Genomic DNA, 16,102 nt, shown 5'->3' with positions numbered 1-16,102 from the left:
ACTCCGGAATCGGTGATCAAATGACTAACGGAATTAGTGATCAAGTCCTCCGGAATACGCATGAAAAAGGTAAAATCAGTTCATCTTCCTTAAATTTCGAACCGAAATCAATATTCAATGAAGTTGAGGCTGAATTTAAAAAAGAAGATTATATATTTTGCGATGATCTTGGAAATGAATGGGCAGACCACATTACCTTCAATATGCAAGAACCAAGTATTTCCTTTATTCATTCCAAATTTGGAGAAACAAGTACATCTGCCTCAAACCTTCATGATGTTGTAGGACAGGCAATTAAAAATCTGGGAAATATGTACTTTACACCTGATGATTTTATGCTCAGGAAAAAAGATAAATTAATAAAGACGTATAACCAGTCTGATATTATTAGATTGAGGCAAGGGAATAGATCAGAGCTCAAGAACCATTTATGTATCATCCAAAGAAATCCACAACTATACAGAAAGTGCATATTAGTTTGTTCATTCATTTCTAAAAATGAAATAACCAACCAATTCAATAGTATAAAGAAAGGAAAAAAAGTAAAGGGAAATATCACTCAACTATTATGGATTGTTTCCTCATTTGTCCATGCCGCAAAAGAAATGAATGTCATACCTGTAATATATTCCAAACCATAATTCATATTTTTTAGGTTAAAGAACCCATTTTAACTGCGACACAGCTGCGACACAAAAACAAACCACTTCAATAAAAATTTGTAACTTATTGATTTTACTATGCCGCTGATGTGAATCGAACACACGACCTTTTGATTACGAATCAACTGCTCTACCAACTGAGCTACAGCGGCGTATTGAAAAGTATACTCAAGTTAAATGATGATGCAACTGCTGTGAATTGTCGTAGTATTGAAACCAAGCAAAAAACCACGTTTTTACATGAATACTAATGATTACAATCATTTTTGCAGGTTTAATCTCTTAATTGAATCAATAAATTATGATTTTATCTGTAATAATTTTCACTAATCTAGCAAATAAATATTCAAATAGATAAAAAATGATTTATAATATCTTGCTCAAAAGATATTTTAGTATATATAAAAAATATTTCTGATTTTTTAATTGAGAATGGTTTTAAATTATTGCAGATGAATATAACATAGCGTCACCCAAAATTATGACAACCTGTGAGAACTAAACAGCCCGTGAAAAAGAGTAAGATTGAAACAGATAAACCCATTAAAGACAGTGGTTATAGCCGAAGATTGAAAGACCGTCATGTGCAGCTGATAGCCTTGGGGGGAATTATCGGATCAGGCTATTTTTTAGGTACTGGTGAAGTAATTAACCTTGTCGGTCCTGCCGTGTTTCTAGCTTACATACTAGGCGGCTTGATTATTTTTCTCACCATGCTTTGTATGGGTGAACTTGCTGTAGCAATTCCTATTTCAGGTTCCTTTGTCACATACACCGCTGACTTTATATCTCCATCCGTTGCCTGTGGCGTAGGATGGTCTTATTGGATCAGTTGGGTAGCATACATCCCCGCCGAATGTGTTGCGGGGGGAATCATCATGGAAATGTTTACTGGAGTAAATGGTTATGTATGGGCTGTTTGCTTCGGCTTACTGATTACATACATTAACCTGGCCAAAGTAGATACTTTTGGTGAAATCGAGTTTTGGCTGGCTTTGATTAAGATTTTGGCTTTATTTGGCTTCGTTATCTTAGCTATTTTAATTTTCTTAGGCCTAATTCACGGCCCTGACTCAGATGGATTTATTGGCTCGAAGTATATTTCAGGCGATGGAGGATTTCTTCCTAACGGGACCATGTCTCTATTAACCGCGATGGTTCTCTTGCTGGTTAACTATCAAGGTTCTGAAATCATTGGTCTTGCTGCTGGAGAATCAGAAAACCCTGCACGGATGATCCCACACGCAATTCGCAATGTAACTTTAAGAATTCTTTTCATCTACATCATTCCCGTATTTTGCCTTGTATTAATTTTCCCTTGGCAAAAAGCCGGATTATCTAACTCTGTGTTTGCAGATGCCCTAAATTTTTACAATCTCAAATGGGCCGGTGCTGTAACCAGTTTTGTGACCCTCAGCGCTACTTTATCGTGTGCTAACTCGGGATTTTATGGCACTGTCAGGGCTTTGAATGCTTTAGCTCGTGATGGTATGGCTCCACATACATTTGCCAAATTCAATCATAATTCAGTACCACAAAATGCGATTATTGCAACCTTAATCACCATCTGGATTCTTTTAGGTGTAGGGTACTTTTTCGGACAAACTCAACTCTATATCGCCCTTCTTCTTGTATCTGGATTTACAGGGACTCTGGCATGGATATCCTTGTGCACCTCACAAATTCGTTTTAGGAGTCGATTATATCAAGCTGGGTATACTACAGCGAATCTTCGCTATGTGACCCCTTACTCTCCCTACACTGGAATTCTCGCAATAATACTTATGTGTATTGCTTTATTTTTCCTGGTACTGAATAAAGATCCTACCTATAAGCTTGCTTTTTACATAGGTATGGTTAGCTTTATCGTTCCCATCATAATCTATAAGATTTTTGACTTGTCGAAGAACAGGAAAAAAGCACTACACCTCAAATCGCGTGTTAAGTTTCAGGATCTCTTCCCACCTGTTTAATTTTTACATCAATTTATTCACACGAAACAAGCCCAAACTAAATTGGGCTTGTTCTTATTTAAGCAAATCTCTAATGTTCTCATTACAAAGTGCATTTAAACACAATAGATTGTTCTGATTTATTGTCCTTGTTAGGCAAGAATTGTGTATGAATCGTATTAAATAATCCTTTAATGAAACTTCTATTTCTCTTTTGACAAAAGAAAGTGCTTAATCCATCCTGTGATCCTCGTTTATCTTGTAATAACTTAATTCCATCTTGCCCTAATGGATTTAAACAGATGTCTAATCTATCTAATTTTTTTAACTTTTCAGAGTTCATTTTAGCTATTGCTTTTATACTTAATTTATTATTATTGAGAACCAACCCTCTAATTCTTAAATTCTCATTAATTAAAGTAATAGCACCAGCATCACCAATTTTGTTTGTGCTTATATCGAGAAAGTTAAGTTTTTTATGTACAGCCAGATAAGATACTCCTTTATGAGTAATTTGATTATTACTTAATATGAGCCGACGTAAATTAGTTTTTGCTAAAGTTTTTGCACATTCATCATTAAGTTCATTATCACTTAAAATGAGTTGTTCTAGAGTTGAATTCCTAACAAAAAACTTCAAACCTTTTGCAGTAATGTTTTTGTCATATCTATTATTGTTAGAACTTAGATCTAATTTTTTAAGTGATGGAATGGTAGCCAATAAACGCAGACCTTTATCTGAGATTTTATTCGCTCGTAATGAAAGCACTTCAATTGAACCTAGCCTTGATAAGATTTTAATTTTATCATCATCAATCATACAGCCATTCATTTTAATTCGTTTTAAATGAATATTTGCGTTTATGGCGTTAACCAGTTCATACAAACATTGTTCGCTAATCTCTTGATCGCTCAAGTCTAAAGAAACTAAATCTGGTACATTATTTTGTAGTAAGAAAATTGCTTCATTTAAATTAATTTTTCTGTATTTAGGCATAAAAACTCACATTTAAAACATATTGTATTATAATTGAATGGTATAATCTATTTTTGTACACAATTAGATTAATATAGTAAAGGTTTTAATCCATGGCTATATGGCAAGATGTTTACGCCCTTGATGATTGGCTTATGATTTTAAAAAATTGTAAACAACATGATGATCCAAATGCTAAAGAATTAATTAACAAATTATCTAATCTATTAGATGAATATCATAATATTTCAAAAGTAACCTTAAAAAATATTCCCAAACGACAGAAAAAATTAACACAAATAGCACAACTTGCTCAAGAGTATAAGGATTATTTAGGCGATCAATTTATATCTAAAGAACAAGAGAACGTAACTGGGGATAAATTTCCAGTTGGATTTTTGGACTCAACATCTACAAAGCCACGAAAAGATACCCGCCTTAAAGGCTCTATAGATCCATGGATCCATGGGTTACAGCAGAGAGCAAACAAGAAAATAAACTACCTAAATAAATTAAGCGAGTATTATAAGCATGCACATTCGAAATATGTAGATAAGAAATCACTACTTAAGACCCTAAAGACCGAAGAAAATAAACATAGTAAACAGAAGTTTTTTCGTTTAAGTAGTGGCACTTTATTGGAAAAGCAAGATCCAGTTCATCGTCCCATTGAATTTATGCTCGAAGATTTAAAAAGTAAACGTAATACCGCAGAATATCCAATGAATATTGCTTTTTATCAATGGGTTGAGACCAAAACTAAAGTCCCATTTTTCTTGTGGCTGGAAAAGCATCCTATCAGCACAACAACCCGAGATATTAGTACGAATTGGCGTGGCTCTTATAAAAATAAAATGGGTCCAGTTAATTATGAATCTCCAGAAAACGTATCAGTACATATTGAAGATGTGGATGGTGATTATAAATTAATGGCTAAAAAATTAAATTCTAAAAATATATTTGAATTAAATACAAGTAAATTAGCTGATTTTGTCTTTAAGGTAGGCTGCCCACTGGGCGCAGCTGCATTTATTTGGGATGCAAAAGATAAGAACCATTTTTACACACATATTCATGAGTCTGGTATCTATCATCACTCAACGATGACTTCTGGAAAAAAAGTACGGTGTGCGGGAATGTGGTTAGTAGAACATGGAAAAATCACTGCAATCGATAATAACAGTGGTCATTACAAACCCACTTCATTGTCTTTTTATAAGTTGATTTGTCTCTTGCATGATAAAAATCTACTTCATCCAAATGCACAAATAGCCGACTTGCGTAGGCCTAAAAGGCTTAAAGACAAAAATAATATTTTTAAAGGTTATGAAGACAATTATACTAATTTGAAAAGTTATCTTGAATGGGCAGAAGACTTGCCAGAAATTAAAAAATATTTACATAAAAAAAATATTCAACCTTTGAGTGAACGATACGAACCTAAGACTAAAGTAATGGGTTCCCAAAAGTTTTAACTCTATCTCTAAGCGATTTTTATGGCTGCTTACCCTTCAAATTATAAAGCAACAGCCCCTAATGCAACTTTTGTCCATTAGGTACTTTGGGGTCGGTGGTTACGAGGCATATCGCTCCATTTTCATCAGAAAATCCAACCAGCAAAAATTGGGAGATAAAACCTGCGATATTTTTTTCACCTAAGTTGACACACCCTACTACGGAACGTCCTAATAAAGTTTCTGGCGTATAATGTGCGGTAACTTGAGCAGAGGTTTGTAATACTCCTATATCCTTGCCGAAATCAACCCAAACTTTATATGCAGGTTTTTTTGCACGAGGAAATTCTTCCACCTTAACAACGGTACCTGAGCGCAATTCAACTTTGGCAAAATCATCGAACGATATAATCATTTAAAACCTCTTCCTCATAAATGAGTACTATAAAACACTCTTAAACCAATTAAGCTACCGTTGCTACAGTGCTTGTATTTAACTCAGGAACCAAGCTTTTTAATAAGATAAACAACTCATCGCTCTGATTTTCCTGACAAGCCGTATTCAATAAGCGCATTGTTTGAATTAACTCGTCCCAATTGAGTTCACGGAATTTTGCCTTGAATAATTTTTCATGTTCTGTTGAAGCCAATTGTTCAGATTCATGGAACAATTCTTCAAATAACTTCTCTCCTGGACGTAATCCAGTGTATTCAATCATAATGTCCTTTCCAGGCTCTTTCCCTGCCAAACGAATCATTTGCTCTGCCAAATAGCTGATTTTAACCGGCTCCCCCATATCCAGGACAAAAATTTCTCCACCTCTTCCATTAACCATGGCCTGTAAAATCAACTGACATGCTTCAGGTATGGTCATAAAATACCGTTGCATATCAGGATGAGTTACTTTTATCGGACCACCACTTTGTAATTGTTTTTGAAATAACGGAACAACGCTTCCCGCTGAACCCAAAACATTTCCAAAACGAACTGTAATAAATTGGGTGTTAACCCTTCCATTCAGGTTCTGACAATAAATCTCAGCGACTCGCTTGGTAGTTCCCATTATGTTGGTTGGATTTACTGCTTTATCCGTAGAAATCAAAATAAATTTTTCGACACCAACGGTGACGCTAGCCTTAGCAACAGTCTGAGTTCCAAGTACGTTATTAACCACTGCAACACGTATTTGATTTTGTAAAAGTGGTACATGTTTGTATGCCGCAGCATGAAATACTATTTCAGGTAAAAAATCAGCAAAGAGATCATTAATCGCTACTTCATCTGTAACACTGATCAACTTAAGTTCTAAAGGGATATTTGGGAAACCTTGCTTCAGCTCAAGTTCAATTTGATATAAATTAAACTCGCTGTTTTCAACTATTGCCAAACTCTTCGGTTTAAGGGCTAAAATTTGTCGGCATAGTTCTGAACCAATTGAACCTCCCCCACCAGTAACCAAAACTCGCTTGCCGGCTATACCCGCTGTTAATCGGTCCCATTGTAAATTGACCTGATCCCTGCCTAATAAATCTTCTATATTAACTGGTCTTAATGCATTGACCTCTACTCTTCCAGACGCTAAATCATTCAGGCCAGGAAGTGTACTGAATGGAATTTGGCTCTCCTCACAACAGGTTACAATACGGCGCATCAACGAAGAACTCGCTGATGGAATAGCAATAAAAATCAAATCAATCTCATACTCCTTGACTCGATCGGCGATTTGGCAAGTCGTTCCCAGAACAGGAATTCCATGAACCTCAAGACCACGTTTTGCCAAATTATCATCAATAAAACCTACTGGTTTATATTGATTGGAACGTCTTAAATCACGGCCAAGTCCTTCTCCCGCCATACCCGCACCAATAATGAGTACCCGTTTCATTTCAGTTGATTTATTCCATTTGGCTCGCTTATCCCAATAAATTCTTCTCAGCATCCTACAACTACAAAGAAGTGTAGTTAAAATCAGACAATATAAAGGAAATACAGAACGAGGAACCTCATGGAGAATTGAAGCGAGATATAAAACAGGGATTCCCAACACTGTAGCCGAGAGGGTAGCTTTTAAAATTCGTACTACATCGTTTAATGAAAAAAAGCGCCACAGGCCGCGGTATGTCTTAAAATAAAAATAACAGCAAACTTGAATCATTGTTAATAGAGTCAAGGCAATAATGAAATGCGTCGAAGTAAATATTTTAGGTAAGGGATGCATGTTATAACGCAACCAATATGCTGTATACCATGCTACTGGAATAGCAAAAATATCACACAGAAAAACCGGAAATTTTTTATGCAGTTTTTGCAGAAATATTGGCATTTTGTGTATCATAAAGAATCATCCTTCACTCATTTTATTTCTTATTATCGAGAGATAGTACACTATGTTGATAGGTATCTCATCAAAAATCACTACTGCCCTAGCAAACCTTAATTCTAATCTATTTCTTTTCTGATGAAAAAAAAGTGGAATTTTCATATATTTCATAGCGATACATTGAATCAGGGTTATTGCTCACATAAGTGTTACTTAATTTATAGTCGTGACGGTTGCGTAAAACTGCTTTTAAACAAACATCACTAGGGGTATATATTACTCTTCCTTGATCAATAAGCGAAGTTAAAATGATAAATGCTGGTTTTTTATGCAAAACTTCCTTACAAAATTGCTCATACATCTGTTTTGTCGGATAGTGGGCCATCGACAAATTGTTTAAACAATATGAATCAATAAAATTCAGTGGGCTGGCATAAGGAATCAACCCGCTATCTGCTAAAACCACCCAATCCTTGGGAGAGCCATGACTATGTAACCAATCCACTACCTTGCCACGTAATTGTTCGCCTTTAACTGGATTTTGGCTAAAGTACTGGTAATCGGCCAAACTCATGGCCGGGATAAAAAGAAACAAAAAAACAAAAAAACTTAAATAAAAAAGCAACGCGAAAGTGAAATCCTCCTTTTGCCTACAGGCAAACACTATTCTGCGAATACCTTGTACTAACAGGGGAAGCAACAGAGCAAAAGCTGGTAAAAAAAGTCGATTATCAAATGCCACCACGGGATCTGAATCTGCTAGCATAATTAGGTAAACAAGACTGGGTAACCATAGAAAAAAATACCGTTTATCTTGAGGCTTGATGCAGGCAGGCAAAGATAAAAGAGCTAATGGCCAAATTAGTTTGAGGTAATGAAAATCCAAAGAAAATGTGAGTGATTGAGTTAGCCCTTTACAATAAACTGAATTAGGAAAGAAATATCCAAAATAAATGAGGCGCCAAAAAAAATAAGGTCCATAAAACAATATGAGGGTTAAGCAAAAAAGTAAGATATCATACCAGTACTGTTCTGTTTTTTCTTTAGGCCTATCCCAGCACATCAAAATAAAAAACAAAATCATAAATACAGGAGCCTCAGGTCTTGTCATTCCAGCCAGCGCAAGCAAAATCCCAGCACTTACAAAATAAGGTTTTCGTGTGGCTGCACGCACATTAGGAAAAAGGTTATACCCCATTCCTCTAAAACAACAATATACAGCCCCACATATGAATGATTGATATACTGTAGTCTCCAAACCGCTAGTTGCCCATATAATTTGACCTTTATAAAATAATAAACCCATACATGGAAGAAGTGATTCACGTACAGAAAGCCAGAATCTGCTAATTAAGTAAATAAAATAACAGGTAAAAAACAGCCCGAATAATCCAGCTATTTTTAAAACAACTATGGGGTTACCTTTTAACAGGAGGGTTAAAGCGCCCAGAGCGACAAAGCTAAAATTGGAATATCCTTCTACAGGAGGAGCATGCAAATTCCATAATAAGCCCTCTCCACCAGCCCAATGCTTGGCATAGCGCAAAGAAATGTACATATCATCAATGGTAAATGGCCAAATCGCTTGTATCTGCAGAATAAATAAATAAAAAAACAATAAAATCAGAATACTGTCATACCAACGAACTCCTGATTTCATTGAGCCAAAGCCATAAAGGTTAAAACTACAAAACACCAAAGATTTATTCGTGATAATCGATCGCTTAAAAAAACAATAACAGGATCATCATTTTCAATATTTTGCGTTGCAAGCCAGGCAAAACGCCACAATGCAATTGCAGCAAATGGAACTGTCAACATAAAGTAAAACGATTCATCACGAGCGTATATAATATAGAAAACGTAAGTAAGGAAACTGCTGACACCAATTACAAGAATCAGCCAATGAAGCATTAGAGGATTATACTTCTTCAATACTTTTCGTGTCGCATGCTTTAGACCTAATTGCATTTCCATCCTTCGTTTGTTTAAAGCAATAAAGAGGCTAAGCAAGGTTGCTGTAACAATTAACCAAATAGAAATAGGCAAACCTATACCCAACGTCCCTGCTAATACGCGCAGCATAAATCCTGCAGCAATGCAAAGCACATCAACAATAGGAATCAATTTGAAAAGATGGTTGTAGGCAACATTAATTACTAAATAAATACAGAGTATAATTGCCAGTTTTTTAGAAATTAACCAACCTAAAGTGAGTCCAGTGAGTAACAATAAAAACAACATAAAAATCGCTTCGACCACAGAAACACTTCCACTTGCTATTGGCCTATGTCGTTTGTGAGGATGCAAGCTGTCTTCTGTTCTGTCTTCAATGTCGTTATAAATGTATATGGCACTCGAAATCAGGCAAAAAGCTAAAGAAGCGAGTAAAGCAGGTATAAAATATCCAGGAGTAGGTGTATAACAAAATCCCAACATCACAAAGACTGCTTTGGACCAATGGGATACACGAAGAAGCAAAAATAAATGTTTCAGCCTTTCCATGACACTCACTTTTTTTATATCATTTATCAATTCAATCACCTTCTCTGTTCCGGTAAAAATACACATAGGGGCAACTACGTAGTAGCATAACTCAGTACTGAAGTTACACGACGTACATACCTAGCAATTACACTATAACTATAGTCAATAAGTAAAAGTATCATAATCCTGAAAAAATGCATCATTTCAAAAGCTTAATCATTAAATAAAATATAAACTTTCAACATATTGAAGCAATTTAGTAAATAGTAATCAAATAACATTGCATTTATACAATTACGAAGTAAGATAAAATATACAAAAGGAATTACACGCATATAGTACATACCAAGAATGCCAACGGACGGGGGACATCATGCACTTTATTCTTACACCAGGATGTATCGCAAAATTCGATAATCTACGTAAAGATTATGAAGCAGAAAAACATGTTGATTTAAATGAAAAACCTTCGATGATAGGAAAACCTATTTTTTTTGGAGGAACCGATGTTGTCAGTAGAAACAAACAGGTTTCATTCTTGGAAAAAATCAAAGCGGTTCTTAAAATCCATTTGCTACATGAACAAGACATTAAAACCCCCGCACAACGTCAAGTATATATCATTGCAGCACGATTTATGATTGCTGCATGTTTATATGTGCAATCCCAAATTGGGAATTCCAAACGTAATTCTGCTTTATATCGACTCACTGAGGATAATTTAGGAATAACTGCCGAGAATTTTCTGGATGAGGAAGATAAAGAAACATGTTATTTAACTGCAGAGCGACTTATTAAAACGCCACATGCTCTGGAGCATGCTAATCTGGTTCTCGAAAAGGATGGGCTTAGGCCATTTACTGAAAAAGAATGGAAACAATTCGCAGATTTTTTAAATGAGATATGTCATAAAAAAGAAGCACAAGATCAAATCACAAACTTCCCCGTCATCTCAATTACACAACCTTTATTCGGCGCCGCTTTTGCCTATGTTGGAGCCACTGTAGGTGTCGTATTAGCCGAAGGCGCGACTAATTCGACCACAGCCATATCCCCTCGGGTTCAACTAACGGCTCTGGTTGGAAGCACCTTATTAATTTTCAGTCCTGCAGGAACAACAGGAGTTGCCCTCTTTGCACCTGTAATTGCAACAAAGCTTTTTACATCTTTTTGTACAATCAGTTTGGCTCATCTTATGGGAACAGCAGGAAGATACCTGGGGCAAGGTGTAGGGATAGGAATAGGATTTCCTTTTGATGCGGCATATAACTTACTCTGGTCTATTTGTTCTCTTATAAATCATCACTACAGTAAAAAACCCGAACTTGCTCCAATTGATGGCATACGCATTGTTGATGGCGCTATAATCATTGCAGGCATTCCTATTCAATGGGTTGCTGAGAACTCTCTACCGGAAGGTTGTACTAAAAAAATTCTTGAAATAACTGAAGAAGGTGAAATTCACATTGAGGGAGAAGAGGTAAACGACAGTGAAAACCCCATGCAAATCCCTCGTGAAGTTATTGAAGAGCTAAAGAAACAATTGGAAAACAGCTCCACTCAAACGCCCGAATCAACTGGAGTCCAGCAAGAAAATGATGCAAAGAAAACTCAGAAAAAAGAAGAAGAGGAGGAACTGGGAGATTCATTCTCTCTGGTATAAACTATTGCCGTTGATGACAAAATGGAAATTTGAGTTAAGAGTAGGAAAAACATACATATTGATTCAATAAAATTGCATTTCCTATTTAGCCTGGGTGCAGCGCAGCGGAACCCAGGTTTAAAAGCAAGTAATTTCGAGCCTATCTTCGGGTTCCGCTGTACATATTAAGGGCGATTATCAACCTCTTTGCGTTGACTGGGCATAAAATCTTTTCTATCAAGCCCCATTGCCACTGCTAAAGCTCCTGCAACATAGATAGAAGAGTAAGTACCTATCAGAATACCAATGATCAATGCCAGAGAAAATCCATGAATGGCCTCACCTCCATAGATAAACAGAGCAACCACCACAAAAAGCGTCAACATCGATGTCATGATGGTACGTGATAAAGTTTGGTTAATCGAAATATTCATAATTTCTATAGAGCTGGCACGACGAATCTTCACAAAATTCTCGCGTACTCTATCAAAAACTACAATGGTATCATTTAGAGAGTAACCAATGACTGCCAATAAGCCTGCCAATGCTTTAAGATCAAACTCAATACCAAAAAAGGCAAAAATACCTAATATCAATACAGGGTCATGGACTAAAGCAACAGCAGAGCTCACTGCAAGTCGATATTCAAAGCGCATGGCAATATAAATCATCGTTGCTAACAAAGAAACAACAACAGCCAGGGCTCCTTTAGTCGCTAACTCTTGCCCTACTTGTGGCCCAACAATATCCACCCTTTGTTTTGCAGCACCAGGAAGAGCACTCATAACCTGATCAACCAAGCGAGCCTGCTCTTTATCCTCTCGAGGAGCAATACTAATTAATACATCTTTGGAAGTACCGTAACTCACAACCTGAGCTTCTTTAAATCCTGCCTTACTCAAACTTTCCCTGATTGAAGGTAAGTCTGCAGCTGAAGAATAAGAAACTTCAATTTGAGTTCCACCCGTAAAATCAAGTCCCCACTTCAAACCATGAATCGCTAAAGCACCTATAGAAAGCACAAAGATCAACATAGAGAATATCGCCGTCCAACGACGAGCACCCATAAAGTCCACATTTGAATTTGGATTAAAAAATTCCATCTGAGCCTCGCCTTAAATACCAATAGATAATTTCTTAACAGCCCTACCGCCATAATACCAATTTACAATCCCTCGGGTGTAAGTGATGCCGGTTAACATGGAGGTCAGCAATCCTAAAGAAAGCGTTACAGCAAATCCACGCACAGGTCCTGTACCCACAGCAAACAAGATAATAGCTACGATTAGGGTAGTTACGTTCGCGTCAAGAATGGTAGAAAATGCACGCTCATATCCTGCATTAATTGCAGCCTGGGGTGATAATCCATGCCGTAACTCTTCACGAATACGCTCATAAATCAGTACGTTGGCATCCACCGCCATACCCACCGTCAATACAATCCCTGCAATACCTGGAAGGGTTAAAGTTGCATCGATCACAGACAGTAATGCACAAAGTAAAACCAAGTTAAGCATCAGCGCAATATCAGCGATAAGACCAAAAAGGCGGTAATAAACCAGCATTAAGACTAGAATTAAGCCCATGCCAACTTCTAATGAAATAATACCTCTACGAATATTTTCCTTACCTAAAGTGGGTCCTACGGTGCGTTCTTCTATTGGGTAGATCGCAGCAGGCAAAGCACCTGCTCGAAGCAATAAAGCCAGGTTACTTGCTTCTTTACTGTCAGTAAGGCCAGTAATCTGGAAATTATTACCCAAAGCATTTTGAATTACTGGAGCACTAATAACACGCTCTTCTCTATGAGTAACTCTTTTTTCCACTCCATTTACAGTTTGTATGGAATTTTTTGTTTCAACATAAACAATGGCCATACGTTTACCAATATTCTCTCGAGTTACTTTGGTAAACAAACTTTCACCGCCCCCACCAAGCTGTATTTGTACTGCTGGGGTAGCTGATTGCTGATCATAACTGGAAACGGCTGAGGTAATTGAATCACCACTCAATACCACTTGTCTTTTTAACAGAATAGGACGTCCATCCATCACCAGTAATTTATCATTGACAGGAATAGCCCCAGTTTGTTTCGCAATTTGAGGATCATTATCCTGATCCACCATATAGAATTGCAACGTTGCAGTTCCACCAAGAATTTGCTTCGCACGTGCTGCATCTTGAATTCCAGGCAAATCTACGGCAACACGGGTTGCTCCCTGTTGTTGCACAACAGCTTCACCAACTCCTAACTCATTAACTCGATTTCGTAAAATACTCATTGTTTGTTCAATGGTATTTTGACGGGTACTGTTTAACTCGACTGGTGAAATCGAACCTATTATTTGATTGCCCGTTTTGCCTTTTACAAAAACGAGATCAGGCATTTTTTCCTTTAAGCCCGAATAGGCATTATTCATTGATTCACTATCACGGAAATGTAAGTCAACACCTTTATCTGCTACATAACGAATGCCGATATAACGAATGCCAAGCTCGCGTAATTCTTGACTAATATTTTTCATTACCCCTTCATAACGACGGCTAATCACACTTTCCACATCAACCTCTAATAGAAAGTGTACCCCTCCACGTAAATCAAGACCTTGTTTCATTGGAGCCGCACGAATAGAATCCAACCATCTTGGTGTAGATGGAGCTAAATTCAAGGCCACAGTATATTGAGATCCCAAAGCATTTTTGATGGTATCGCGAGCTAACAACTGTGAATCAGTTGATGAAAAAACGACTTCAACAGATTCATTTTGAGTGATGACTGATTTATAAGATAGATTATCTTTCTTTAAGATACCTTCTACCTGGTTTTTTAATTCATCATAATCCACAGGTGTTTCAGACGAAATCTGTACTACAGGATTCTCTGTATACAAATTAGGTATAGCGTAAATAAACCCAACCACTGCAATAATAATCAGCATCAGGTTTTTCCATAAAGGATATTTATTTTGCATTTCCGTGTCCTGACTTTCTTAAAGCGATTTTAAAGTGCCTTTCGGCAAAACAGTGCTCACTGCACCTCTTTGTATATTAATCTCTACACCTTCGGCAAGACTGATTTTGATGTATTGCTCATCCAGACTAACTACTTTAGCTAATATACCTCCTGAGGTAATAATCTCATCACCTTTCTTTAAACGGCTTATTAAATCACGATGTTCCTTTGCTCTTTTGTTTTGGGGTCTTATAAGCATAAAGTAGAACAACACAAAAATTGCGGCGATCATAATGAGCGAAAAAGTTCCATCTCCTTGAGGCGCTGCTGTAGTCCCCGCTGCAGCTAGAGCATCGCTAATAAAAAAACTCATATTGTCTCCTATAATCTACTATTGATAATCGCGTGACATCATATAGCGAATTGCCCTTAAGGTAAATGAATCAACGAGGAAATTAAAACAGTTTTTCACAATAGTAGTTTTTATTTAGAACTATAATTTTCTGGAAGGATTTAAAAGGGAATTCAAATGAACAAAATTAAGCGCTTTATTCTTTATTTATAATGACCTATTTGATATCACTGAATCCAGTCCATTAGCCAAATGATAAACAGTACGAAACCCAGCTTGTCTTAATAATATCAAAGCTCGCTGACTTCTTTGACCTGACTGACAATAAATAAGGGTGGTTTGTAACGGATTTAATTCATTAAAGCGGTCAGGCAATTCAGACAGTGGAATTAATGTCCCGCCCAAGTTATTCATATTATGTTCTGTAACTGTTCTTACATCCAACAATAATGCGTCGGGATTATTTTGCAAAAAGCTTGGTAAAGCATCTGCTAATACTGCAAAAGATTGCATCTCATCGGATGGTACACTTTGAGTAAAAATATTTTTCTCTACGGTTTGGCCAGACACACAGAAGGAACATTCCTCATTTTTTACCAAATGAATATTTTTCATTTCCATTGATAAAAAATCGATACAAAGCAAGCGATTCAACAGAGAAACACCACTTTGAGTAATCCATTTGATAATTTCTGTCGCTTGCACGATCCCTAGTAAACCCGGGAGAGTCCCTAACACACCACCATTCTGACAATTTGCAAATGAATCAGGAATCACGGGAAACAAACAGTGTAAACATGGATTGTCTTTACCATAGAACAGCGAGCAATGACCTTGAAATTGGTAAGCACTGGCATAAACATAAGGCTTTTCCAAGCGATAGCAAATCCCATGGGTCAAGTAACGAGTGTAAAAATTATCCGAGCAGTCGGCAACAAGATCATATTGCGCGATGATATCTTCAGCATTCTCATTATTTAAACGAGCCTCATATACCTGAATGTTAATGTTTGAATTCAAGCCCTGTAATTTCATTTTTGCAGTGGTCGCTTTTAGGTGATAGATATCCTTTTCTTGATAAAGTATTTGCCGATGTAAATTACTTTCTTCGATAAAATCATCATCGATTATCCCTAAAGTCCCGACCCCTGCCCCTGCTAGGTATGGAAGTAAAGTTGCCCCGATTCCTCCCGCCCCAACACACAATACACGAGATTTTTGGAGTTTTTTTTGTCCATGAACGCCTATCTCTTCTAATCTAATTTGCTGTGCATAACGTTTTAATTCGGATGACGAAAACATG

General features: G+C 36.8%; 12 protein-coding genes, 1 tRNA gene and 1 pseudogene. 4 read left to right on the top strand and 10 right to left on the bottom strand.

Annotated elements, in window-relative coordinates; translation table 11 throughout:
* Positions 1–641, top strand: a pseudogene (locus tag DGG96_RS02010) (hypothetical protein); the annotation flags it as partial.
* Between the two features lie 100 nt (positions 642–741).
* On the opposite strand, the gene DGG96_RS02005 reads toward DGG96_RS02010, so the two are convergent.
* Positions 742–814, bottom strand: a tRNA-Thr gene (locus DGG96_RS02005).
* A gap of 339 nt (positions 815–1,153) precedes the next feature.
* Between DGG96_RS02005 and DGG96_RS02000 the strand changes: the two genes are divergently transcribed.
* On the top strand, positions 1,154–2,635 hold the full coding sequence (locus DGG96_RS02000; protein ID WP_110141341.1) for an amino acid permease: 1,482 nt from the start codon (positions 1,154–1,156) through the stop codon (positions 2,633–2,635).
* An 82-nt stretch (positions 2,636–2,717) separates the two neighbouring features.
* Here DGG96_RS02000 and DGG96_RS01995 read toward each other — a convergent pair whose 3' ends face one another.
* On the bottom strand, positions 2,718–3,611 hold the full coding sequence (locus tag DGG96_RS01995; protein ID WP_110141340.1) for a leucine-rich repeat domain-containing protein: 894 nt from the start codon (positions 3,609–3,611) through the stop codon (positions 2,718–2,720).
* A gap of 92 nt (positions 3,612–3,703) precedes the next feature.
* Here DGG96_RS01995 and DGG96_RS01990 point away from each other — a divergent pair, with 92 nt between their 5' ends.
* Positions 3,704–5,065, top strand: a complete 1,362-nt coding sequence (locus tag DGG96_RS01990) for a hypothetical protein (protein WP_110141339.1) — start codon at positions 3,704–3,706, stop codon at positions 5,063–5,065.
* Between the two features lie 58 nt (positions 5,066–5,123).
* On the opposite strand, the gene DGG96_RS01985 is transcribed toward DGG96_RS01990, so the two are convergent.
* From DGG96_RS01985 to DGG96_RS01970, 4 genes are all read right to left on the bottom strand, one after another.
* Positions 5,124–5,459 carry a tRNA-binding protein gene (locus DGG96_RS01985; protein ID WP_110141338.1) on the bottom strand — a complete coding sequence of 112 codons (336 nt, stop codon included), beginning with the start codon at positions 5,457–5,459 and terminating at the stop codon, positions 5,124–5,126.
* Positions 5,460–5,508: 49 nt separating this feature from the next.
* On the bottom strand, positions 5,509–7,380 hold the full coding sequence (locus DGG96_RS01980) for a polysaccharide biosynthesis protein (RefSeq protein WP_110141337.1): 1,872 nt from the start codon (positions 7,378–7,380) through the stop codon (positions 5,509–5,511).
* Positions 7,381–7,489: 109 nt separating this feature from the next.
* Positions 7,490–9,025: a protein LphB gene (locus tag DGG96_RS01975; protein ID WP_110141336.1), complete on the bottom strand. Its 1,536-nt coding sequence runs from the start codon at positions 9,023–9,025 to the stop codon at positions 7,490–7,492.
* Positions 9,022–9,909 (bottom strand): decaprenyl-phosphate phosphoribosyltransferase, encoded by an 888-nt coding sequence (locus DGG96_RS01970; RefSeq protein WP_110141355.1) that lies wholly within the window; start codon positions 9,907–9,909, stop codon positions 9,022–9,024. Before DGG96_RS01970 ends, DGG96_RS01975 begins: the two co-directional genes overlap by 4 nt.
* A gap of 316 nt (positions 9,910–10,225) precedes the next feature.
* On the opposite strand from DGG96_RS01970, the gene DGG96_RS01965 reads away from it, so the two are divergent.
* Positions 10,226–11,515, top strand: a complete 1,290-nt coding sequence (locus DGG96_RS01965) for a hypothetical protein (RefSeq protein WP_110141335.1) — start codon at positions 10,226–10,228, stop codon at positions 11,513–11,515.
* A 164-nt stretch (positions 11,516–11,679) separates the two neighbouring features.
* Here DGG96_RS01965 and secF read toward each other — a convergent pair whose 3' ends face one another.
* From secF to DGG96_RS01945, 4 genes are all read right to left on the bottom strand, one after another.
* Positions 11,680–12,597 carry a protein translocase subunit SecF gene (secF, locus tag DGG96_RS01960; protein ID WP_110141334.1) on the bottom strand — a complete coding sequence of 306 codons (918 nt, stop codon included), beginning with the start codon at positions 12,595–12,597 and terminating at the stop codon, positions 11,680–11,682.
* 12 nt (positions 12,598–12,609) lie between these two features.
* A complete protein-coding gene (gene secD / locus DGG96_RS01955; protein ID WP_110141333.1) occupies positions 12,610–14,466 on the bottom strand; it encodes a protein translocase subunit SecD in 1,857 nt (618 codons plus the stop codon).
* A gap of 18 nt (positions 14,467–14,484) precedes the next feature.
* Positions 14,485–14,820: a preprotein translocase subunit YajC gene (gene yajC, locus DGG96_RS01950; protein ID WP_058467774.1), complete on the bottom strand. Its 336-nt coding sequence runs from the start codon at positions 14,818–14,820 to the stop codon at positions 14,485–14,487.
* 186 nt (positions 14,821–15,006) lie between these two features.
* The gene (locus tag DGG96_RS01945) at positions 15,007–16,101 is read right to left on the bottom strand and encodes a HesA/MoeB/ThiF family protein (protein WP_110141332.1); all 1,095 of its coding nucleotides are present in this window, start codon (positions 16,099–16,101) and stop codon (positions 15,007–15,009) included.
* Between the last annotated feature and the right edge of the window lies 1 nt (position 16,102).

The organism is Legionella qingyii (genome assembly GCF_003184185.1).
This window is presented reverse-complemented; position numbering and strand designations above follow the sequence as displayed.